Source organism: Vescimonas coprocola (assembly GCF_018408575.1).
GTDB classification, from domain to species: domain Bacteria; phylum Bacillota; class Clostridia; order Oscillospirales; family Oscillospiraceae; genus Vescimonas; species Vescimonas coprocola.
In genome coordinates this window covers 1,580,438-1,601,733 of the sequence record NZ_AP023418.1, presented here as the reverse complement: position 1 = coordinate 1,601,733, position 21,296 = coordinate 1,580,438, and the positions used below count along the sequence as shown (strand labels likewise).

Sequence of the window (21,296 nt, the reverse complement as noted above, 5' to 3'; positions counted from 1 at the left end):
AGCATGACGGAACTGAAGAAAAAGCCCCTCTTTAACCCGGAGGGCGACCCTGATGTGCGCCTGCGGCGCATGATCGGCGGCAATACCACCAACCTCAACGACTTCAACAATATGAAGTACGCTTGGGTCAGCGACTGGTACCGGCAGGCCATGAACAACTTTTGGATCCCTGAGGAGATCAATCTCTCGCAGGATGTGAAGGACTATCCCCGCCTACTGTCAGCCGAGCGCAGCGCCTACGATAAAATTCTGAGTTTTCTTGTCTTTTTGGATTCCATTCAGACAGCGAACTTGCCTAATATCGGTGCCTACATTACCGCCAACGAGGTCAATCTCTGCCTGTCCATTCAGGCGTTTCAGGAGTGTGTCCACTCACAGAGCTACAGCTATATGCTCGACACCATCTGTTCCCCCGTGGAGCGCAATGACATCCTTTACCAATGGAAAACGGACGAGCATCTGTTGCGCCGCAACACCTTCATTGGGAACTGCTACAACGAGTTTCAGGAGCGGAAGGACGCTCCCACGCTGCTGCGCGTGATGATGGCGAACTATATTTTGGAGGGCATCTATTTTTACAGCGGTTTTATGTTCTTCTACAATCTCTCCCGAAACGGGAAGATGTCCGGTTCGGCGCAGGAGATTCGCTACATCAACCGCGATGAGAACACGCACTTGTGGCTGTTCCGCAATATCATCACGGAGCTGCAAAAGGAGCAGCCGGAGTTGTTCACCGCCGAGAGCGTACAAGAGCTGCGCGAGATGATGCGTGAGGGCGTGGAGCAGGAGATCGCCTGGGGGTATTATGTGATCGGCGACGACATCCCCGGGCTGAACCGGCAGATGATCAGCGATTACATCCGCTATCTCGGTAATCTTCGCTGGACGAGCCTTGGCTATCCCGCATTGTATCCGGGCTTTGAGAGCGAACCGGAGAGCATGGAATGGGTCAGCCAGTACGCCGACGCCAACATGGTCAAGACCGATTTCTTTGAGGCACGCAGTACCGCCTACGCCAAGAGCACCGCACTGATAGACGATTTATAAGAAAACCAAAGACATCAGAATAGGAGGATACCACTATGAATTACAGCGCTATGATTCAAAATCGCAGATCCGTTCACGCATTCCGCGAAAAGGAAGTTCCGAGCGAGGCTATCGGCCAGCTCCGATCCTACTATGAAAAGACCTGCCCCCGTCTTGTCCCGGAGATTGCAACGGAGTTGATCGTCTTGGACAAGGATGCACAGCCGGCACTGGAGAGCTCAGCGGGCTATAAGCAATTTCTCATCGGAGCACCGCACTACCTGCTCCTTATGTCTGCCCCGCATTCCTATGCGGCCATCAACGCCGGCTACATGATGGAAGATCTCGTCCTCAAGCTGACTGAGTTGGACATTGACACCTGCTGGATGACCTTCACCGACAGCGACAAAATCAAAAAGGCACTTTCTCTCACCACCCCGTTAGAGGTGGCGGCAATCGTTGCCTTTGGCTACGGGGAAAAGACCGCAAAAAAGCTGCGGCTGAATATCCTAAGTATGGCTCAGATCGATGTGCGGGCTGAGCAGCAGTACTACGCGCCCAAAAAGGGCGTGCATGATTTGGTTCACATGGGGAGCTGGAGCAACAAGTCTGGGCTTGACGAGATGATGGACTTCTACGACGATATGCTCTGGCAGTCCTTCTACGCCGCTTCGCTCTCCCCCAGCTATCTCAATCGTCAGCCCTATGGCTTCCTTGTGCAGGATCACAGCGTCTATTTGGTGCAGCAGGAGGATGCCTACACCGATAATTTGGATGCCGCATTGGATCTCGGTATTGTCATGCTCCACTTCTCCGCCGTCGCCTCCCAGTGGGCGGGGCAGGTACGCTGGGAACTTTCACCTGCTGCGCCCGACGGCCTGCCGGAAGGACTTCGCTCCGCTGCGGTGTACCACATGTAACGACTCTGTGGGAAGCAAGGCAACGGTAAAATGCGCGACCGTCGATCCGCAGTTGAGCGTATGTTCCGTTAGAAAAGAAGAACCTATCAGTCAGAGTCTGAGTAAGGAAAATAGGAGGTATTTTTTATATGGCTATCCGAACGGTAACAGATGCCATCCGCTATGTAGGGGCGGATGATAACACATTGGCACTCTTTGAAAACCAGTACCCCGTCCAACCTATGGGAGTGAGCTACAACTCCTATATCATTCTGGATGAGAAGATCGCCGTGATGGACAGCGTGGACGCACGGGCGGCGGAGGAATGGCTTTCCAATGTAGCGCAGGCGTTGGAGGGGCGCAGCCCCGACTATCTTGTGGTCACACACATGGAGCCGGATCATTCCGGCAGCCTCATGCGGATAGCGCAAGAGTACCCGGAGATGAAGATCGTGGGAAACGCAAAAACATTTACCCTGATCAAGCAGTTCTTCGGCACAGGTGCATTGCCGGAAGAGCGTATGCTGGAGGTTGGCGAGGGCAGCACGATCTCTCTGGGCTCACACCGGCTGTGCTTCCTGCTGGCACCGATGGTACACTGGCCGGAGGTGATGGCAGCGTATGAGGAAACGGAAAAGATCCTGTTTTCAGCAGATGCCTTCGGCCGCTTCGGCGCACTGGAGCGGACTGTCCGTGCCCCCTGGGCGCCGCAGGCCCGGCGGTATTATTACAACATCGTCGGAAAGTATGGCGCACAGGTGCAGGCGCTGCTGAAAAAAATCTCCGCGCTGGAAATCAAAACGATCTGCCCGCTCCATGGCCCCATGCTCACAGAAGACTTGGGGGAGTATCTGCGGCTCTATGATCTCTGGTCACAATGGAAACCGGAAGAACCGGAGGGCATCCTGATCGCTCACGCATCCATCCATGGAAATACCGCATATGCATCGGAGGCCCTCAAGAGCAAACTGGAGGGAAAAGGTGTACGAGTCACCATGTGCGATCTGACGGCAACAGACCTTTCCTATGCCGTGACCAGCGCATTCTACTGTGGGAAACTGGTGTTGGCCTGCTCCACTTATGACGGAGGACTGTTCCCGCCCATGAAGGAGTTTTTGGAACATTTACAGACAAAGGGATTCCGAAACCGCCGGATCGGCCTCATGGAAAACGGCTCATGGGCCCCTGCTGCCGCGCGGCTGATGCGCGCCGAGTTGGAAAAGATGAAGGAACTCCGACTGTGTGAAACGGAGGTATCGCTGCGCGGCGCACTGAACCAAACCAGTGAGGCGCAGATGGATGCTCTGGTGGCTGAGCTCTGTGCGGAATAAGCTGCAACAAACCGCAGCTATTGCAGCTATTCTCGTACAGATGATGGTCTTACTCATTTGCTTTATGTCCCAAGGGCAGAGTACCGTCATCTCAGGTTGAGGTCACGATGTGGTGTGGGGCGAGACCGGAGTCTTGAGAACGCATAAAAACACAGCCGCAGAGTACATCTGTGGCTGTGTTTTGTGTTCAGTTGCTCACTGTTGCGTGGACTGGATATGGAGAGACAACATATCTCCCGATCTTACATGGGTTATCTTATCTGCCATCACTCTGGCAGTTTGCCTTGCAGATATGTCGGCATCCCCACTGCGGTCGTATCCGGCCTGACCTTAAACACGGCTTTTTCAATCTACCTCCCTTATCGGTTTTCCGCGATATATTTTTCCGCCATGTGGACTGCCACTGCGCCGTCCGCCACGGCGGTGACCACCTGACGGAGAGGCTTCGTCCGCACATCGCCCACGGCGTAAACGCCGGGAACGCTGGTCTCCGTGGTCTCTCCGGCCACGATATAGCCGCCCTTGTCCAGCGATAGCTGACCCGCCGCCAGCGCCGTGGCGGGCTGTCGGCCCACGCTGACAAATACGCCGTCGCAGTCCACCACGCTTTCCTCACCGGTAACGGTGTCCCGCAGGCGAACGCCGGTCAGCCTGTCCCCGGAAAGCAGCGCGGAAACGGTGCTGTTCCAACGGAATTCCACGTTTTCGGCCTGTGCCAGCGGCTCGTGATAGATCTTGGTGGCCCGCAGGGTGTCTCTGCGGTGGACGAGGATCACCTTTTTTGCCACGCGGCTGAGAAGGAGGGCATCTGCCGCGGCGGAATTGCCGCCGCCCACCACGACCACCGTTTTGCCCTTGTAAAACATCCCGTCGCAGGCGGCGCAGTAGGCCACGCCCCGGCCCAACAGCTCCGCCTCTCCGGCTACGCCCAGCGTTCTGGGGTCTGCGCCGGTGGCCAGCACCACGGTTTTCCCCCGGAAGATCCCCTCACTGGTTTCCAAGAGCTTGGGAACCGCCGTCAGATCCATGCGGAGGACTTCTGCGTATTCGCTGCGTACCCCGAAGCGCTCCGCCTGCTTTTGCATCTTCTCCGCCAGAGAGAAGCCGTCGATCCCGTCCTCAAAGCCGGGATAGTTGTCGATCTGCTCGGTCAGTGCCATCTGCCCACCGGCGGACAGTTTTTCCAGCACGATGGTGTCCAGCCCCCGCCCGTGCCGCGTACAGGGCGGCGGTGTAGCCGCCTGGGCCGCCGCCCACCACGAGCATATCATAAACATGATTGTTGTTCATATCTGAACCCCCCGTTATTTCGCCAAGGCTTCCTGAATGAAACGGTCGATCTCTGCCTTTGAGCCGGGTGCGGTGACGGAATCCACGGCCTTTCCGTTTCGGTACAGCACCAGAGTTGGGATGACCGCGATCCCCTCGGCCCCCGCCAGCCGCGGCTCCTCGTCAATATTGATCTTGCCGACAACGAGGCTGTCCGCATATTCCTCTCCGATCTTCTCATACGCAGGGCCGATCCTCCGGCAGTAGCCGCACCAGGGCGCCCAGAAATCCACCAAAACGGGCTTTTCCTCCCGGATCGCCTGCTCAAACTGCTCCTGATTCATATTCATAGCTGCCATATCTGTCAGCTCCTTTCCTTTGTTTGGGTATAGTATACTGCGTGACAAGCGGTTTTACTGTGACGGCGTCACATAATTTGAGAAAATCGGCGCGGCGCTGCTCTGGTTGTACGATTAGGCTCCTTGAGCTCTGCAAAGCTTTTGGAGTTCAAACAGAAAATACCAAGAGCCAAAGCGACTGTGGGTATGATCAAATCAGATTGTACGAGCTGACGCTGTCCTGCCGATCTCTACAGACCGTAGCTGCTTCATCCATTTGCAAAACCCCTTTCTGTGTAAAAAGCTGTGTTTCAATATCCGTGATCGTAATGTGCGAGAGATAGGCGGTGCATTCCTCATTCATGCTCCGGTACAGCGCATCCATCACGCCCGCCATGCCAGAGCAGATGGAGCAGTCCCGGTCAATGTCGCCGCTGTGCCACGCACAGTCCACAAAGCGGGTATTTATCGCCTCCGCCACCTGCCGGAGAGAAAGGGCTGCGGGGTCGGTGCAAAGGCGATAGCCGCCGTCCAAGCCCTCCCGGGTCTCCACCATTCCCGCCTTTTTCAGCCCCGCCAGCACCCGGCGAACGCGGGTGGGGTTGGTGCAGATGTTCTCCGCCAGCGCTTCGCTGCTGAGGGAGCGTCCACTGTGGCTCAGGCAGATCAGCGCATGGACGGCCAGATTAAAAGAACTGTCCACTCTTACCCCTCCTTCACAAGCTTGTAGGGCCAGTCGATGACGCCGCCGAAGTCGTAGACGTTCTGATACCCCAGCTTCAGCAGCTTTTCCGCGGCGTCCTTGCTGCGGCGGCCGCTGCGGCAGTAGATCAGCAGCGTGGCTTCCTTGTCGGGCAGCGCCTCGGGCATTTCGCTCCCGATGCTTTCGTTGGGGACAAGAACGGCGTTTTCAATATGTCCGACGTCGTATTCCTCCCGGGTGCGGACGTCCACCACCACGACCTCCTGCGAGGCCATCATCTCATAGGCTTCCTCGGCGCTGATCTTATGATACGCCGCCTTGTCGGGCATATCCTCCGCCTTGTCTTCTTTTGCCTTGGACAGCGCGCAGCCGCTCAGCAGCGCAAGCGAGGCGGCAAGTGCCGCAAAAAGTAATATCTGACGCATAATCAACCTCCAATGTAACTGTGTTCGCTACTGATACAGTTTATACTGTGATTATAACAGATACAGTTAAAACTGTCAAGGTACTTCGGGGCTGCTTTTGGAGCACAGGCCCTTTGTGGTTGTTGACAGAGAAAAAAATATAGGTATAATAAAAGTAAGAGAATAAGACTCATTCTTGCATTTGGAGGGTTGGCGGTATGCCAAAATACGCAGAGGAGATATTGGCCGCCGTAACGGAACTGCAGCAGCATCCCACGGCGGAGCAGGTGTTCCTGGAGATGAAAAGGGAGCATCCCAGCATCGCTCTGGGTACGGTATATCTGCCCTGCCTGCCGGGAGCAGGAAAAAGACAATCTTATGGAGGAGAAGTATCATGAACGCTAACGTATCGAAGCTGCTCAACGAGCAGATCAACAAGGAGTTCTACTCCGCCTATCTGTATCTGGACTTTGCCAACTACTACGCCGCCGTCGGACTGGACGGCTTTGAGAACTGGTACCGGGTACAGGCGCAGGAGGAGCGGGATCACGCCATGCTGTTCTATCAGTATTTGCAGAACAACGGCGAGGGTGTCACCTTTGAGGCTATCGCAAAGCCAGAGTGGGAACGAGGCGACCACATGACCCCGCTGAAAAAGGCACTGGAGCACGAGAAGCTGGTCACCGCCAGCATCGACGCCATCTACGCCGCCGCATACGAGGTCAAGGACTTCCGCACCATGCAGATGCTGGACTGGTTCATTAAGGAGCAGGGCGAGGAAGAGAAGAACGCCGCCGACCTTATCACCAAGATGGAGCTGTTCGGCGGAGACAGCAAGGGGCTGTATATGCTCAACAGCGAGCTGAAGACACGGGTCTACACTGCGCCCTCGCTGGTGCTGTAAGCCCCGTGCGTCTGCGGGCTTTCGCACCAGACAAAGGCAGACTGCATACAGGTGGCCTGCCTTTTCTTCTGCCAGACAGTTAGATATGGCTAACTGCATACAAAATAGAAAGGACTTCAGATCTTGAACAAGGAAAAGGAGATCGAAACCGTTACCCTCATGGTGCGCCGGTATTGCCGGGGCGTGCATGGGACAAGGGGCAAGGCGCTTGGCCGATACTCCCTACCGCAGTTCTTTTTCCTGCGGAGCCACTCAGGCCTCCCGGGTATGACAAACATAACAATGTCAGGTGTGCCGTGCTCTTGGACTCCGGCGTGTTTTCCCGGTCTTGCAGTTAGCGACCGTTCCTTGTTGATGACTGCGGAGGCACATGGCCATCCCACACAATTGATTCTATGACGGAGCTCTATCACTTCACGCTTTCGCATTACGGCCTTCCTGCTCTCTGTCCTACGCTTAAACGTCATTGTTGGCCTTTGACGCTCCAAGGACTCGATACTGATGGCTTGCCAAGCCTTACCAGGCCGGCTATATGCTTGCCACCGAATCGGCGCACACCCCCGTTTCTTTCATTATATCAGAATATCAGAAGTGGGGGTGATTTTGTGGTTTTTTGACAGGCTGAGGAAGGCTCCGGCGCTTTTGGCACCGGAGCCTTCCTTGAGTCTTACTTCGCAAGTACAACGGAAATTTTGATCTCCTTTTCCGCCTCGCTCAGGTCGAATGCGCCGCCGTCCGCGACGCTCACACGCAGCTCATACAGTGTGCCATCGGACAGGGTATCCACGGCAGCGCCTGTCTCATCCGTGATCGACCACAGCTCCTTGCCGACCTCCGCCAGCTTTCCGTCTGCGCCGTAGGCATAGAGCTTCAAATCAGCGGCGCTTCCGGAAAGATTGTTCATCCGGAACGAGACCGTCGTGTTGGGATGAACATTTTCGACCGTCACAGTATTGCGCCAGCTGGCGACCGTGCCGTCACCGCCGTCCTGCTCAAACTGTTCCTGTGTCAGTACGTTCCGCGCGGCCTTATCGAGATCGACCTTGCGGTAGGGCATTTCGGGAAGATACACAAAGCGGTCCTGCAAGCACAGCAGCTCCAGATAGCCGGTCGGGCAGTAGAGTGCGTTGCCGCTGTTTCCGGCATACATACCGATAGCCATGTTATTGTAGCCATATTTGTTGGAGACGTCCATGGTGAATACCGTCTCGCCGGTGGCAAAGTCCAGAATGATGTACTGCCACATGCCGCTTTCCAGATCCTGCACATAGCCGTAGATATAGCCCGTCGCGGTGGAGAGCTTGAGAATCGATGTATCGCTCAGGTCATTTCGAGACCAGATGCTCTTCATCTCATAGCCGGAATCGGTTTTCACGGTGTCCACACGTTCGACGCCGGGCGCAATCATGCAGTTGCCCTTTGTCAGCCAGTTCGTATCATAGATGTTGGCGTAGCTTTGGATGGAAGAGTCACTGTTGGGATCGGCAAGGCCTGCGCTGCCTGCGCCGAACCAGTTGCACACGATGGTGCTGACGGTGCCCTCACTGTCATCATAGACGATGGCAGAGTTTTCAACCGCCACCTGATAGCCCTCGGGCAGATCGTCCAGCACCGGCAGACTTGCAACGATCTTACCGGTCTTCATATCGAGCGCCAGCAGCTTGACGGGGTCTGCGTTGTCGGTGAACATCACAAGATCCGGCGTCAGCGACGGGGAGCAGCCGCCGCCCCAGGCAAGACCGCCGCCGGTGGTCTTGTCGTTTTCGCCGCTGACCTTAGCGCCGACGCTCTCATACGGCGTGCACCACACAGCTTCGACACCGTTATTGGCACGCAGCAGATAGCAGTTCTGGTTTGTCAGGATGACCGCGCCGTCCTTGGAGGCGGCAATCCCGTTTTCCGCACCCTCGCCGAGCGCCAGCCCGTAGACGAAGACGGCCTTCGAAAGGTCGGCCTGCTCTCCGTTCAGGATCGCCTCGATTGCCGAGTGGGCGATGTAGCCGAGCACGCCCTGCTGCTGGCGTTGTGGATAAATGCGGAAGCCGCCGGTGGCAAACCAGAGGTTTCCATCGTAGTCAAAAACCACGGACAGAAGATTCTGCGTCAGCTCCTTGCCGAGCGCAGCTTCGGCTGCCGCCTTGATGTCAATGTCCAGTACCTTTTCAAATTCAGGCAGGACGTTTCCTGCTTCATCGGTTGCCCGCAGCATCAGCACATGGTTGTTGCTGGTGGGGCAGACGATGCGGTTTTCCGAATCAAGGAACGTGTAGGAGCTCTGGATGACGTAACCGCCGCCGTCGTGCTGCTTCGGAGAGAAATAGCCAAGAGTCTTCGTCTCTTCGGCATTCAGATCGCGGATGGCGATGCCGCCGAGCAGCGGAACGACTGCGTGGCCGTAGCTGTCAAAGTAAATGGCAGGCGAAGCGTTTGCGTTTGTTTTTTCATAGGAAACATTGATCTCCGGATAGATGCCAAGCGGCAGGACTTCATCCGTAGAGTCGGTATTGTAGCCGTCGTGGTGAATGTTGGCGTCGCTCTTTGCCATATAAGGGTTTTCGTCAACTCGTTTGGCATTCATGGCCTTTACCGGCAGGGCAGCGCTTGCCGCAGAGTCTGTATCCGATGCAGGCATGTCGGAAGACTGCTTCGCACCGCAGGCCGCCAAAGTCAGGCACAACACACCGGCCAGCAGAAGGGTTGGTACAGAACATTGTAACTTTTTCTTTTTCATTGATTTCCTCCATTTTTGTGCTTGTTGTCTCGGTTTGGTTCGATGCCCGTTTATTCAATCCAGGCATTCAGCCCTCGCTGGAATGCTTCTTCGGAAACCGGCTTCATCAGGAAATAGTCGGCCCGCAGCCGGAAGGCGTGAAGGGAGAAATCCAAGTCGCTGCACCAGATCATCCGGCACGCGGGGCATAAGGAGCGAAGATGCTCCGCTGCATTCAGTCCTGCCACTCCGGAAAGTGCAATGACGGCATTGGTTGGAGCCTCTTTCTGCGCCGTTTCAAAAAAGCGTTCCTGGTCGTCATATTGCATGACCTGCGGAAACAGCCCCTTCGCTTCACAAAACCGGGTAATTTGCTCGGCGTAGCGCTGCCGCTCTGCTTCCTGTTCTGCCAGCACGGCGATACGATACACAGATCTCCCTCCTTCCTTCATCCGATTTAGCATTTTGCTTGCGCTCAGTATAAAAAGGTCATTTGGCTTTTTCAAGCGCCGTGGCACGAAAGGGGCGATTCTGGCACGAATTCCGGCAGTGGTTCTTTGTCATCCTCGACACGTTGTGATATAATTATCTTGGAATTCAAGCACAAGGAGAGAACCCTGCATGAGAATTGCGATTGTGGATGATCTTGCTGCGGAACGTGCACTGCTGAAAGACCGGCTGGAGCAGCAGCTTCACCGGAGAAATGTGCAGGCGGATATTCTGGAATACGAAAGCGGCGAGACATTTCTGGAAGCGGCAAGGAAAGCGCCCTTTACTGCCGCATTTCTGGATATTTATATGGATGGCATGACCGGCATGGAGGCGGCAAGGACGCTGCGGAAAACCGACACGGACTGCCTGCTGGTTTTTACCACGACCTCGACCGACCATGCGCTGGAGGGCTTTCAGGTACGGGCGCTGCACTATCTGGTCAAGCCCTTTACCGAAGCGGACATCGATGCGCTGACGGACGAGCTGCTTGCCCGCATACCGCAGCCGGACAAATATATGGAGCTAAAGGTGGAGGGAAGCGAGATCCATCTGCGCTATCAGGACATCGTCTACGCAGAACACTTCGCCCACTTGATCTACGTCCATACGACGGTTCAAAAGACGCTTGCCACACGCCAACCCTTCAAGACGTTCATCGCCCCACTAAAGGATGACACACGCTTTTTTGTGTGCGGGCGCGGCGTGATCGTGAATCTGGAACACGCAAAGGATCTGGAAGGCGCCGCCTTCCGCATGGCGGACGGAAGCCGCGTGTTTGTCAGTCAAGAGCTTTTGAAGCCAGCCCGACAGGCGTTTATGGAGTTCTTACTTCAAAGGGGGCGGATGGCATAATGGAGCTGCTGCGTCCAATTCTGGAGCTCGGCGTGGTGATTCCCGGCATGCTGCTTGCCTACTTCCCGGTAAAATCCAGCTTAAAGCAGCCGCTGTCAAAGCTTGTTTTGTGGCTTGTTCCGCTGCTTGCGCTGCTTTGCGCCGCCGGAGGCGTGGTGTGCTATGCGCGCTGCGTGCCGACTGCGCCGATGCTTGCGGGGCTGACCTTGCTCGCAGCCGTGATCTACATAAAAACGCTCCGGATCTCGCTTTGGAAATCCGGAACGATTGTGTTGTCCGTCTGTGCGGTATTTGCCTGTATCAACAGCCTTTCAAGAGCGATCAACGCCGCTATGCTGGCCGGTTTGCCGCAGGCGCAGGCTGCGCCATGGTTCTGTCTGCGGGCCGTGATTTGCTATCAGGTGATCTGCTGGCTGTTTGCCGTCATCGCCTATTATCCTGCGACGCACAGCGTGCGGAGGATGGTCGAGAATGAAAATTTTGCGCAGACTTGGTATTCCTTCTGGGTGCTACCGCTGGTGTTCATTGCGCTGAATCTGTTTATGATCCCCAAGTATGCGGACACGCTCTATACCGGGCGTGTTTTGCAGGGGTATATTGTGATCAGCATCGCACTTTTGTTTTTGATGCTTTTCTTCAACGCAATCTTCCTTCTGATGGCGATCAGCATCAACCGGAATGTGAGATTGCAGCAGGAGAACCAGCTGCTTTCCATGCAGCAGCAGCGCTACGAAAGCCTGAAAGCTGCCATTGAGGAAGCACGGCAGGCGCGGCACGATCTGCGCCACCAGCTATGTCAGCTCGCTGCCCTTGCAGAAGAAGGGGATCTTGAAAAGATCAAAGCCTATCTTTCCGGCGCAGTTTCCAGAATCCCGAGTCTGGAGCTGCATTTCTGTGAAAACCGGGCGGCAGACAGCGTGGTCGGATATTACTGCGCACTTGCGAAGCGGGAGCAGATCCCATTTTCCGTGCAGCTCGATCTGCCGGAATGTCTTCCTGTAGACGAAATCAATCTGTGTCTGGTTCTCTCTAATCTGCTGGAAAATGCGCTGGAAGCCAGCCTGCGTACTGCACCTGCCAGACGCAGAATCGAGCTGACCGCCTATCTGCATGGCAACAGTCTGGCACTGATTCAGGTTGAAAACACCTATGACGGAGTTATCCGGGAAAAAGACGGGGTATTCCAGTCCTCCAAGCGAAAAGGAGACGGTGTCGGGCTTCAGTCCGTCCGTCACATCGCAGAAAAATCCGGCGGGGTGAGTACGGTTACCTATCAGGACGGCGTATTCCGCGCAAGGGTCATGCTCCGGGGATAATTATGCCCGGCCTTTCCAAAACGGCACGACCACAGATTTCAGCAGTCTCGCTTCCGGCAATCCCTGTATGTACTGGATCGCCGTTTTTGCAAAGATATTACATGGGAGCAATTCAAAGAGACCGTAGCCTGGTGTAATGGGTGAAAATTGCACTTGAAATAGTTTGTGCATTCTCTTGATGCGCCATAAAACTCAGCCGCACCTTTCAGAAGACCACTGATGATAGCTTCTGAATCCTCGGTGTTTCGCAGATTGGCCTCCAACACGCTCATTCCACGGTGGAATGCACCGTATTCAACAAATGGTGTGTTTTCCTGCATGATTTCGTTGCTCATGGATATGCCTCCTTTGATTGGTAAAAAAAGCGCAGAGACTGACCAATCTCTCAAAATCGGGCAGTCTCTGCTGTGCGACCGCACAGCAAGGCTGAGCGGTTATGTACTTATAAAAAGGACACCTATTCTTTCGAATAGATGTCCTTTTTTGTTGTGCCGGGGGCTGTTTTGAATTGGGTCAGATGGCCCAGCGCTGGCTTTCGGTCTGCAGATCCACCATGTGGGTGTACTGGCCGTTCCGGGCATAAAGTGCATCGGGTGCGCCCTGTTCGGCCACCACGCCGTCGGACAGCACCACGATTTTGTCCGCCCCGGCTACGGTGCGCATCCGGTGGGCAATGATAAGGACAGTTTTGTGTTTTATGAGCCGGGAAAGTGCCTCCTGAATGGCAGTTTCGTTCTCCACATCCAGACTGGCGGTGGCTTCGTCCAGCAGAATGATGGGCGCATCCTTCAGGAAGGCGCGGGCAATGGAAATGCGCTGACGCTCGCCGCCGGAAAGGGCGCAGCCGTTTTCCCCGATGTTGGTGTTCCACTTGTCCGGCAGCTTTTCGGCAAATTCCTCGCAGTTTGCCAGCTTTGCCGCCGCAAGGACCTCCTCGTCGGTGGCACCTTTGCGCCCCAGACGAATGTTTTCCAGTATCGTGTTGTCAAACAGGGTCACATCCTGAAAGACGATGGAATACAGGCTCATAAGCTTTTCCGGGTCGATTCGGGAAACCTCCATGCCGCCCACGGTGATGCGGCCCTTCTGGTAGTCCCAGAACCGTGCCGCCAGCCGGGAAACGGTGGTCTTGCCGCCGCCGGAGGGGCCCACCAGTGCCGTGACCTCCCCCTGCTTTGCGGTAAAGGAGACATCCCGCAGCACCGTCTCGCCGGAGTTGTAGGCAAAGCCCACATGGTCGAACACGATATCACAGCCCTGATTGGTCAGCTGCTCGCTGCCGGTCTGCAGGGGAGCGTCCAGAATCTCGTTCATCCGCCCCACATTGGTGCGCATGGCGATGACCGCCGCCAGATTCTGCAATGCGCCCTGCATAGGGTCGTACATCCGGGATGCCGCCATCAGGAACAGAAACAGAGTCAGCACGTCGATGCTGCCCTGCACCAGCAGCACCGAGCCAGTGAGTGCCACCGACGCAATGCCCAGCTTGAGCACCATGCCCGCAGAGGACACAAACAGCGCTGTTTCCAGTTCTGCTGCGGTGGACTGCTTTTCCACAGCCCGAATTTTGCCGGAAAGACCGGACAGATAACGCTGCTCCGCATTGCTGGCTTTCAGGTCCCGGAGAGTCTCGATGTACTCCTGAATGCCGTCCGCACAGGCCATTTTCGCCGCCATGGTCTTGGCCTGCACCTTGTCCTGCACCCGGTAGCTGCCCACCACGATGGCAACGGATACCGGTATGACCCACAATGCTGCCAGAGCCATCCGTCCGTCAAAGGCGAACAGGCTCAGAGCAATGAGCACCGTGGAGATGAGGGAACCGAATAGACCGGGGATGAAGTGGGAGCAGTCCTTTTCCAACACCTCGCAGTCTGCCATGATGGTGCTGGTTAGGTCGGCAAGGTCCCGCTTGCCGAAAAAGGACAGGGGCAGCTTGCGCAGCCGTTCCGCAAGGGTCAGGCGGCGGGTGCCGCTCTCTTTATAGGTCGTAAAATAGGTGCCATTGTACTGGAACCATGTGGTCAGCAGGATCAGCGCAAAGCAGGCCGCACACCCCAGCAGATAAAAACCTTTTCTCCCGCTCGTGGAGCCTGCAAGCATGTCTTTTACCAAGAGATACAGCAGCCCGGTGGGCAACATGAATGCCATGTTTTGGAACGCACAGGCCAGAACGCCCTTTACAAGCCCTTTTGCGCCCTCCGGGGAGCTGGCTGTGGCGTGTTGAATTTTTCCGATCATCTTTTACCCCTCCTTTGCGACCTTCCACTGCACCGAGGCCTGATAATCCTGCCACATCCGGGCAAACAGGCCGTTCTGCGCGCACAGTTCGTCCTTTGTTCCGGATTCTGCAATTTGCCCATCCTGCACCACATAGATGCAGTCGGCGTTGGCTACGGTAGACAGGCGGTGTGCGATCATCAGCACGGTTTTGCCCTTGGCAAGCCGGGCAAAGGCTGCCTGCACCTTAGCTTCATTGTCCGGGTCGGCAAAAGCGGTGGCCTCGTCCAGAATCAGGATGGGCGCATTTTTCAGCATAGCACGGGCAATGGCGATGCGCTGCTGCTCGCCGCCGGACAGATACAAGCCCTTGGTGCCGATAACGGTATGGATGCCCTCCGGGAACTTTTCGATAATATCCATGCACTGCGCCGCTTTCAACGCTGCCAGCACCTCGGCTTCGGTGGCCTGCGGTCTGCCCAGACGGACATTATCCAGAATGCTGCCCTTGAGCAGGCGGCTGTTCTGGAACACAAAGGAGATGGTATCCATCAGCTCTTCCTTGGGGATTGCCCACACATCCGCTCCGCCTACTCGGACGCTGCCGTTCTGCACATCAAAGAACCGGCAGACAAGGTTTGCCAGCGTGGATTTTCCGCCGCCGGAGGGACCTACAAAAGCCACAGTCTGTCCCGGCTGAATCTCCAGCGAAACGCCCTTAATGACCTCGGTTTTTCCGTCATAGCTGAAATGCACATTCTGCAGCGCGACAGAAGCATCCTGCGGGTGCTGCGGAACAGCCTGAACCTGCATGGGTGCTGCCTCCAGCACCGAGTCGATGCGTGCCAGCGCATCCGCTACCACCATCTTGTTCTCGCTCATGTACATTATGCGGGTCAAGGTCAGGGAGATCACCGGCGTGATGATGATATAGAACAGCAGGTTCAGCAGAAATTCCGGGGTCACGCCGTGTGTCGTGAACAGCAGCCCGCCTGCAATCAGAAAGGCGAACACGCCGTTGACGGCGGCGGTGTAGAACATCATGGGCAGGCGCAGGTCTTTGGTGTAGGAGATGACCCACTTTTCGTACTCATCAATGGCGGTCTTGAATTTTTTGAAGGAAAACACACTCTGCCCGAAGGTTTTGACCACCGGAATGCCCCGGACGTATTCCACTGCCTCGTTGGACATGGCCTCCAGCGCGTTGCCGTACTGCCGCATTTTTTCAACCATCCGCTTGCCGGTCATGGTCGCCATAATGAGGAAAGCCAGCACCACCGGCGCAAGGCTCAGCAGCCCCAGCCGCCAGTCGAACGCCAGCAGCAAGACCAGCAGCCCCACCGGGGTGGCGATGGCGTTGTACTGGTCGGGCAGCTGGTGGGCCAGATAGGTCTCGGCGGCTCCGGTGCTCTCATGGATGATCTTACGCAGCTTGCCGCTGCCAAAGGTCTCGGCAAAGCCCAGCGGCAGCACCGCCAAATGCTCCGACACCGCCAGCCGCAGATTGGTCGCCACCCGGAACGCCGACAGATGGGAGCACATCAGTGCCGCAATGTAAATGAGGTAAGCCAGCACCGCAAACAGCACTGCCATCCAGCCGTAATGAGGAATGTTCACCGCCTGCGCATAATCCGGCGCAGCGGCCAGTACATCCCGCAGAATCATCCAGATATAGAGGAACGGCACCAGCGCCGTCAGCGCGCTGATGGCGGAAAGCACCCAGGAGGCATAGGTAAAAACCCGATACCTGCCCGCATAGCCCATCAGGCGGGAAAAGTCAGATTGTTTTTTCAATAAAATCACATCCTTACCGATAAGCTCCCCTGCGCACCCGCCTGAATCAAGCGGGTGCGCAGGCGCCGTTTATTCTGCCGCAGACAAATTTTCCGTGGTGAAAAGTTCAATGACATGCTTCATGGTTGCCTGATCATAATCTTCCGCAATCGCCGCCGCGTTCCAGTAGGCGTAATTGCCCTCGAACCAGCTTTGCAGATCACTCAGATCCTCTGCATAACGGAATTCCAGATGATAGGTGGTTTCCATGGTGTCGGGCGAGAAGGCGAAATAGGTAAACTGGCCGGAATTTTCATCCTCGCTCTGATAGAAGATAAAGCCGTTTTCATTTTCCTCATCCAGCAGCTTGTAGGTGCGGGAGAAAACCTCCTGCCCCTGTGCATCCAGACCGGTGATGGTGTGACCGTCCATCACAAACTTGTCAACGCCGCCCAGAAAATAGCAGTTAAAGGCCATGCTGTTCGGGTCTGAGGCATATTTTTCTGCGGCTACCGGGCCGTAAGGCTCCGCCATGCACATTCCCAGCAGCATATCCGTTGTGGTCTCTGCGTTCTCAGCGCCTACTATCGGCGTGGTGGCATCGATCCAGATACTCCGATACTCGGATTTCGACAGTTCTGGGAATAACTCCACATAAGTACCGCTGATGGTGGTCAGATAGTCGTCGGTCACCGCGCTCTGGTCCGCCGTCGGCGGTGTCTGTGTATCTGTTTTCGCCTGACCACAGCCAGCAGCCGACAGCAGGCAGATTAAGCAAAGCGCAAAAGCAGCAAATTTCTTTTTCATACAGTACCTCCTGAAGTTCTTTGGTTAGTGTGCTCTAACTACTGGGCATTCTAACATGATTCGCGTTTTCAAACTACTCCGTTTTGGTTTCTATGCTCCGTTTTACTGCATTCGTTTTATCAGCGCGATAGCGGGACGGTGTCTTCCCGTACCGCTTTTTAAAGCTCTCCGAAAATTTGCTGGCGTTGTCATATCCTGCGTGCTGGGCGATCTCTGTAATAGGCTTCCTGCTGCGAACCAGCTCCACCGCTGCTTGCTCCAGACGGTATTCCTTGATGTAATGGTAGACAGGCATACCATAGGTCTGCTTGAACAGCTTTTGCAGGTGCGACACGGAAATCGCGTGCTCTGCCGCCAGCTGGGCAAGGGACACATATCCCTCCCGGTTCGTCAGCAGATGATCCCGGAGATGGTGTGCCAGTGCCGTCTGCTCTGCAGAGCAATACGGATCCGCAGCACGTTCCTGCGGAATGCGGCCCAGCAGCAGCATCAGCTCCAGAACCTTCAGCTGCAAAAAGCCGCGCTCTGCGTAGGAGGCGCTTTCATAAAGCTCACGGAATACATGCTCGCAGCGCAGACCGGCGGGGCCGACCATATACCACTTGCTGCCCAGAAGATTCTGCTTGAGCGCGGTAAAGTCTATGGAAAATGCCGGAGCATTCAGACGTATCCAGTGTCCTGCGGCTGCGGGGTCGATTTCGAGACAAAGGCCCTCGTAATAGCCAAGCGGAAAGTGTGACTCCGACTTTGTCCCGTGCAGCCCATCGTAGCAGCTGATCGCCATGTCTCCCGGTTTCAGCAGAACATGACTGCGCATGGAAAAGCTGGTTTCGAAGCGTCCGTTGATGCAGAAGTTGACTTCCAGCACGCCGACCTGTGTGCGGATCTCCGTATACGATCCCATTTCCAGCTGCATCAGCATCACGCCCACGCCGTCAAACAGCCGGTAGTAGTGGATTTCTCCGTTACCATCCGCATGTTCAAAACCATCTATTTGTCCGGGGAAGCCGGAAACCACGCCCGTTTTGTCATGAAAAAAGATGTCAATCATATTGTTTATTCAATCAAATCTCTGCAATCTGCATTTGTTGCCCTGCTCCTCGACCGCACAAATTTAAGCAACGAACCCCGCAGGGAGCGTAGCTCTGACCAGCCGGTCGCTTTTTTACCGCAGATAGCTCCCACATTCTGCTTCCAGCGTTTTCCAGACCGGATACTTTGCGCCGGTCACGTCAAAAAATGCTTTCATGTCCCGATTCAGTGCGCTCATTTCGTCCACCGCGTTCATGGCATGGTCGGACGCACAGATTTTCCCTAAAGCCGTTGCACACATGAGCTTAAAAAAGCGAAAGCAGGTCTTGCGGTATGCTGCATCCTCAAATTCCTTGTCTGCATCCGGCAGAATCTCGTGACCGGCGTTTCGGATTGCCCGGTAACCCTCGATATTCGCATCGATCAGGCGATTCAGATAAGCGTTGTCCCTTTTCAGCTTTTTCAGGTCGCCGTCGGTCTTGTAGCAGGCAAAAACCGCCGGGAGCACAAACGCAGCGTGGCACAGGAGATAGTCCTCCATGTTCGGCTCGTAGGTGACCTTATACTTCGTGCCTGCAAAGATTTCCTGAACCAGCGCTTCCTGCGACGGCGCATTCCGCAGCGGCCCGATGGTAATCTTGCGAAGGTCTACCGAGGCCACATAATTGCTTTCTCTGTGTCCGGCGGCGCTGGTAAAGGCAAACAGCACGTTCTTCTCCAGCAAAAGCGCTGCCGTTTCCGAGGCGCGCACATTGTTGCCCACAAAGATCATCGTTTTCGCCAGGCTTGCCCGCAGAGTTTCGAGAATTGTTTCGATCTGCGTGTACCGCACAGCCACAAAAATTACATCATAGTCGTCTCCCGGCAAAAGCTCCGCTGCCACCGGAATGGGGCTGACTGCCGTGCGGCGGGAAAGTGTATTTTTGATCCGCAGCCCGTTTCGCCGAATCTCATCTGCCCATGGGCCTCTTGCCAGCAGCGTGACATCCTTTCCTGCGCGGAACAGATTGTTCGCCAGATTACACCCCAGAACGCCGGCGCCGAATACCAAAAACTTCATGGCCACTTTCTCCTTTTCCTTATCGGTTTCTGCGATACCCTGCCGCATCGCGGTATTCGGGATGGTCGTTTAAGTACGGGTCTTTGTCGCCGCAGATGGTATAGTCGCACCTGCAGCCGTCCACGCAGGTGGTTTTCCGGACAAGCCTTGCGTGAAGCAACTCCATGGACGCAAAGTCCACATTGCACAGGGCGGGCATGATGTCCGTCAGACCGTGCTTGATGGCAAACTCCGCCGCCGGGCAGGCGTTGAACTCATAATAGATAGGTTTATCTTTATCATAGGGCGCAACGTGCATCTCGTAATCGTGCCACTTGGCGCACTGCTTTTCGGCGTTCTGAAAGGCCCAATACATCAGCCTCTTAAAAAACGGTTTGTTGCAGTCCACAAATCGGGAGAGCTTACGGAAGGTAGGCAGAATCAGGTTTTCCTCGATCTCTTCGATCTCCCGGAAGGAGACAACATCCCGGCACACGGCATAATAGCTCATGATAGCGATGCAGTCGTAAGTGCCGCCCGCGCCGTTGTGAAAGTTTTTCTTCCCGCCCAAGTCCGTCCGCCAGTCCGAGAGAAATTCCACATACTGCCGCTGCACCCGCTCCCAGACGGCCTCGCGCTGCGCTTCCGGATAATGCAGGGCAATCTTCGATTGAATCTGCTTTTTGCAGGCTTTGGAATACAGCACATGGCAGCTGCGATTGAATTGCAGTTTGTTGTCTCTCATCGCTTCTCCTTTTGCAGGCTGCACTGGTGCGCCGCCTGCACCTCTTTTGAAAACTCCCGCGGGTGTTCGCCCGCCAGTGTGCCGTGACCCATATTGGGAAAAACCTTGTAGGTAAAGGCATAGCCCTTGTCCTGCCACGCTCTGACATGTTTCGCCAGCTTCTTTTCCGTCGAGCTTGCAATGCCGTGCCAGATGTACATGTCCGTGCGCTTGAAAAGATCAAAATTCCGGTGCCGCCCGATCATGTACTTGTCCTGATTGACCCAGCTCTGCCAGGTGGCGTCTTTGTAGACGATGCGGTCGAAGGATTCCTCCGTGCGGCCCATCATCTTGCAGACGAGCTTCTTCCGGATGGGGCCTGCCTTCCCGATGAGCCAATAGGAAAAGCCGGTCAGGAAGAATATGTAGAGGTTCTGCAAAACCGGGCTTTTGATGTCGGCGTAGTCCATGGTGGGCATACCGTTAGCAATGGTAGTCGTGATGGTCAGCCACTTATCGGCCAGCACGTCCATGAGGACGAATGTTCCGTAGGACACGCCGTAGAGAATGTCAATCTTTCCGCCGTAGCGCTCCACGATATAATCGCCCAGCCGCCTTGCCTCATCCGGCACGGACCGGAACTGCGTCTCCGGCTCATCGGGATTGAAGCCGTCGTAGGCCACCAGCACCACATGGTAGGTTTTCGCCATCTCCTCTGCCACCGGCAGTGCGCCGCGATAGCACACCCCGCCGCCATGAAGCATGACCATCAGCTCCGGATGCTCCTGCCCGAACTCAAAGTATTTCATGCTCTGTCCTCTTGCAGCCGTTTCTTCTTATACCCGCAGTCGCAGTAGGGTCCACCGGAGGCGAGGGTGTACTGCCGCACAAAGTCGGTCACGCCGCCCGCCTCGCTCATGGTGTAGTCCAGACGGCACAGCGCGGGAGTGAGGTCATATAGCCCCAGCTTTTTCATCAGCACACAGATGCCGCATTTGGTGAAGCGTCCCTCATAGCCGCTGCCGTCGGGATATTCGTAAAACTCCATGTTCCACGAATATGGGTTGCGGTCGGCGGCTTTCAAGGTGGCGGTCGCCTTCATGCCGGAAATATCTTTGGGGGTAAACTTGTTTTTTCCGCTCTTGCGGCAGAACCACTTCATCAGCGGCGTCATCTGAGCTTTCTCATAGTATACCGTTAGCGACTCCGTATCCGGCCGCCTCGGCATACAGAGAACGAACGCCCCCAGCATGGCGCAGCCAATGATGTTCAATTGGAAGCGGTCACCCTTTTCAAACTCCGGCAATTTGGCGATGATTTCTTTGTACCTGAGCTTTGCGGTCTTTCGGATTGCTTTTGCGGTTTTAGCATCATAACCAAACACCTCTGTCAGTTGCTTTTCAAATGACTTTGCAAACAGCACCCACATGGCCATGGGCATTCCCGTCCAACGCATC

The 21,296-nt window shown here is 55.5% G+C and carries 21 protein-coding genes and 1 pseudogene; 7 read left to right on the top strand and 15 right to left on the bottom strand.

What is annotated here, in order from left to right; translation table 11 throughout:
* Positions 1-3: 3 nt before the first annotated feature.
* From KJS28_RS07925 to KJS28_RS07915, 3 genes are all read left to right on the top strand, one after another.
* Positions 4-1,047 carry a ribonucleotide-diphosphate reductase subunit beta gene (locus tag KJS28_RS07925; protein ID WP_213540470.1) on the top strand — a complete coding sequence of 348 codons (1,044 nt, stop codon included), beginning with the start codon at positions 4-6 and terminating at the stop codon, positions 1,045-1,047.
* Positions 1,048-1,082: 35 nt separating this feature from the next.
* Complete coding sequence (locus KJS28_RS07920) at positions 1,083-1,946, top strand: nitroreductase family protein (RefSeq protein WP_213540469.1); 864 nt, start codon at positions 1,083-1,085, stop codon at positions 1,944-1,946.
* A gap of 128 nt (positions 1,947-2,074) precedes the next feature.
* Positions 2,075-3,256 (top strand): FprA family A-type flavoprotein, encoded by a 1,182-nt coding sequence (locus KJS28_RS07915; protein WP_213540468.1) that lies wholly within the window; start codon positions 2,075-2,077, stop codon positions 3,254-3,256.
* Between the two features lie 359 nt (positions 3,257-3,615).
* Here the strand turns inward: KJS28_RS07915 and trxB are convergent.
* From trxB to KJS28_RS07895, 4 genes and pseudogenes are all read right to left on the bottom strand, one after another.
* Positions 3,616-4,546: pseudogene (trxB, locus tag KJS28_RS07910) on the bottom strand (thioredoxin-disulfide reductase).
* Between the two features lie 14 nt (positions 4,547-4,560).
* Positions 4,561-4,884 carry a thioredoxin gene (gene trxA, locus KJS28_RS07905; protein ID WP_229365622.1) on the bottom strand — a complete coding sequence of 108 codons (324 nt, stop codon included), beginning with the start codon at positions 4,882-4,884 and terminating at the stop codon, positions 4,561-4,563.
* A gap of 190 nt (positions 4,885-5,074) precedes the next feature.
* Entirely contained in the window at positions 5,075-5,566 is a 492-nt protein-coding gene (locus KJS28_RS07900; RefSeq protein ID WP_213540467.1) for an RrF2 family transcriptional regulator, read from the bottom strand.
* A 2-nt stretch (positions 5,567-5,568) separates the two neighbouring features.
* On the bottom strand, positions 5,569-5,991 hold the full coding sequence (locus KJS28_RS07895) for a rhodanese-like domain-containing protein (protein WP_213540466.1): 423 nt from the start codon (positions 5,989-5,991) through the stop codon (positions 5,569-5,571).
* A gap of 197 nt (positions 5,992-6,188) precedes the next feature.
* Between KJS28_RS07895 and KJS28_RS07890 the strand changes: the two genes are divergently transcribed.
* Complete coding sequence (locus tag KJS28_RS07890) at positions 6,189-6,368, top strand: transcriptional repressor (protein ID WP_228298356.1); 180 nt, start codon at positions 6,189-6,191, stop codon at positions 6,366-6,368.
* Complete coding sequence (locus tag KJS28_RS07885) at positions 6,365-6,874, top strand: ferritin (protein WP_213540465.1); 510 nt, start codon at positions 6,365-6,367, stop codon at positions 6,872-6,874. The genes KJS28_RS07890 and KJS28_RS07885 overlap by 4 nt, the downstream gene beginning before the upstream one ends.
* 667 nt (positions 6,875-7,541) lie before the next feature.
* On the opposite strand, the gene KJS28_RS07880 is transcribed toward KJS28_RS07885, so the two are convergent.
* Positions 7,542-9,506, bottom strand: a complete 1,965-nt coding sequence (locus tag KJS28_RS07880; RefSeq protein ID WP_407701745.1) for a PQQ-binding-like beta-propeller repeat protein — start codon at positions 9,504-9,506, stop codon at positions 7,542-7,544.
* A 149-nt stretch (positions 9,507-9,655) separates the two neighbouring features.
* Positions 9,656-10,015, bottom strand: coding sequence for a response regulator (locus KJS28_RS07875; RefSeq protein WP_407701744.1), 360 nt, complete (start codon positions 10,013-10,015; stop codon positions 9,656-9,658).
* Between the two features lie 190 nt (positions 10,016-10,205).
* Between KJS28_RS07875 and KJS28_RS07870 the strand changes: the two genes are divergently transcribed.
* Together KJS28_RS07870 and KJS28_RS07865 are read left to right on the top strand one after the other, a co-directional pair.
* A complete protein-coding gene (locus tag KJS28_RS07870; protein WP_213540463.1) occupies positions 10,206-10,928 on the top strand; it encodes a LytR/AlgR family response regulator transcription factor in 723 nt (240 codons plus the stop codon).
* Positions 10,928-12,244: an ATP-binding protein gene (locus KJS28_RS07865; protein ID WP_213540462.1), complete on the top strand. Its 1,317-nt coding sequence runs from the start codon at positions 10,928-10,930 to the stop codon at positions 12,242-12,244. Before KJS28_RS07870 ends, KJS28_RS07865 begins: the two co-directional genes overlap by 1 nt.
* Positions 12,245-12,282: 38 nt before the next feature.
* On the opposite strand, the gene KJS28_RS07860 is transcribed toward KJS28_RS07865, so the two are convergent.
* The 9 genes from KJS28_RS07860 to KJS28_RS07820 all read right to left on the bottom strand — a co-directional run bounded on the left by KJS28_RS07860 (position 12,283) and on the right by KJS28_RS07820 (position 21,295).
* Entirely contained in the window at positions 12,283-12,579 is a 297-nt protein-coding gene (locus KJS28_RS07860; RefSeq protein WP_213540461.1) for a hypothetical protein, read from the bottom strand.
* 178 nt (positions 12,580-12,757) lie between these two features.
* Positions 12,758-14,485 carry an ABC transporter ATP-binding protein gene (locus KJS28_RS07855; RefSeq protein WP_213540460.1) on the bottom strand — a complete coding sequence of 576 codons (1,728 nt, stop codon included), beginning with the start codon at positions 14,483-14,485 and terminating at the stop codon, positions 12,758-12,760.
* A 3-nt stretch (positions 14,486-14,488) separates the two neighbouring features.
* Positions 14,489-16,258: an ABC transporter ATP-binding protein gene (locus KJS28_RS07850; protein ID WP_213540459.1), complete on the bottom strand. Its 1,770-nt coding sequence runs from the start codon at positions 16,256-16,258 to the stop codon at positions 14,489-14,491.
* Between the two features lie 69 nt (positions 16,259-16,327).
* The gene (locus KJS28_RS07845) at positions 16,328-17,044 is read right to left on the bottom strand and encodes a hypothetical protein (protein WP_213540458.1); all 717 of its coding nucleotides are present in this window, start codon (positions 17,042-17,044) and stop codon (positions 16,328-16,330) included.
* 73 nt (positions 17,045-17,117) lie between these two features.
* On the bottom strand, positions 17,118-18,095 hold the full coding sequence (locus KJS28_RS07840) for a helix-turn-helix transcriptional regulator (RefSeq protein WP_213540457.1): 978 nt from the start codon (positions 18,093-18,095) through the stop codon (positions 17,118-17,120).
* Positions 18,096-18,209: 114 nt separating this feature from the next.
* Positions 18,210-19,136: a ketopantoate reductase family protein gene (locus KJS28_RS07835; RefSeq protein ID WP_213540456.1), complete on the bottom strand. Its 927-nt coding sequence runs from the start codon at positions 19,134-19,136 to the stop codon at positions 18,210-18,212.
* A 19-nt stretch (positions 19,137-19,155) separates the two neighbouring features.
* Complete coding sequence (locus tag KJS28_RS07830; protein WP_213540455.1) at positions 19,156-19,860, bottom strand: L-2-amino-thiazoline-4-carboxylic acid hydrolase; 705 nt, start codon at positions 19,858-19,860, stop codon at positions 19,156-19,158.
* Complete coding sequence (locus tag KJS28_RS07825) at positions 19,857-20,648, bottom strand: alpha/beta hydrolase (RefSeq protein ID WP_213540454.1); 792 nt, start codon at positions 20,646-20,648, stop codon at positions 19,857-19,859. The genes KJS28_RS07830 and KJS28_RS07825 overlap by 4 nt, the downstream gene beginning before the upstream one ends.
* Positions 20,645-21,295: an L-2-amino-thiazoline-4-carboxylic acid hydrolase gene (locus tag KJS28_RS07820; protein ID WP_213540453.1), complete on the bottom strand. Its 651-nt coding sequence runs from the start codon at positions 21,293-21,295 to the stop codon at positions 20,645-20,647. The genes KJS28_RS07825 and KJS28_RS07820 overlap by 4 nt, the downstream gene beginning before the upstream one ends.
* Position 21,296 lies beyond the last annotated feature (1 nt).

Bases quoted from the DNA above. Each gene is read 5' to 3' on its own strand.
- KJS28_RS07870 (WP_213540463.1), top strand. From the start codon at position 10,206: ATGAGAATTGCGATTGTGGATGATCTTGCTGCGGAACGTGCACTGCTG.
- KJS28_RS07925 (WP_213540470.1), top strand. From the start codon at position 4: ATGACGGAACTGAAGAAAAAGCCCCTCTTTAACCCGGAGGGCGACCCT.
- KJS28_RS07855 (WP_213540460.1), bottom strand. From the start codon at position 14,485: ATGATCGGAAAAATTCAACACGCCACAGCCAGCTCCCCGGAGGGCGCA.
- trxA (WP_229365622.1), bottom strand. From the start codon at position 4,884: ATGGCAGCTATGAATATGAATCAGGAGCAGTTTGAGCAGGCGATCCGG.
- KJS28_RS07895 (WP_213540466.1), bottom strand. From the start codon at position 5,991: ATGCGTCAGATATTACTTTTTGCGGCACTTGCCGCCTCGCTTGCGCTG.
- KJS28_RS07920 (WP_213540469.1), top strand. From the start codon at position 1,083: ATGAATTACAGCGCTATGATTCAAAATCGCAGATCCGTTCACGCATTC.
- KJS28_RS07865 (WP_213540462.1), top strand. From the start codon at position 10,928: ATGGAGCTGCTGCGTCCAATTCTGGAGCTCGGCGTGGTGATTCCCGGC.
- KJS28_RS07860 (WP_213540461.1), bottom strand. From the start codon at position 12,579: ATGAGCAACGAAATCATGCAGGAAAACACACCATTTGTTGAATACGGT.
- KJS28_RS07840 (WP_213540457.1), bottom strand. From the start codon at position 18,095: ATGATTGACATCTTTTTTCATGACAAAACGGGCGTGGTTTCCGGCTTC.
- KJS28_RS07825 (WP_213540454.1), bottom strand. From the start codon at position 20,648: ATGAAATACTTTGAGTTCGGGCAGGAGCATCCGGAGCTGATGGTCATG.
- KJS28_RS07820 (WP_213540453.1), bottom strand. From the start codon at position 21,295: ATGCGTTGGACGGGAATGCCCATGGCCATGTGGGTGCTGTTTGCAAAG.
- KJS28_RS07880 (WP_407701745.1), bottom strand. From the start codon at position 9,506: ATGCCTGCATCGGATACAGACTCTGCGGCAAGCGCTGCCCTGCCGGTA.
- KJS28_RS07890 (WP_228298356.1), top strand. From the start codon at position 6,189: ATGCCAAAATACGCAGAGGAGATATTGGCCGCCGTAACGGAACTGCAG.
- KJS28_RS07835 (WP_213540456.1), bottom strand. From the start codon at position 19,136: ATGAAGTTTTTGGTATTCGGCGCCGGCGTTCTGGGGTGTAATCTGGCG.
- KJS28_RS07885 (WP_213540465.1), top strand. From the start codon at position 6,365: ATGAACGCTAACGTATCGAAGCTGCTCAACGAGCAGATCAACAAGGAG.
- KJS28_RS07830 (WP_213540455.1), bottom strand. From the start codon at position 19,860: ATGAGAGACAACAAACTGCAATTCAATCGCAGCTGCCATGTGCTGTAT.
- KJS28_RS07915 (WP_213540468.1), top strand. From the start codon at position 2,075: ATGGCTATCCGAACGGTAACAGATGCCATCCGCTATGTAGGGGCGGAT.
- KJS28_RS07845 (WP_213540458.1), bottom strand. From the start codon at position 17,044: ATGAAAAAGAAATTTGCTGCTTTTGCGCTTTGCTTAATCTGCCTGCTG.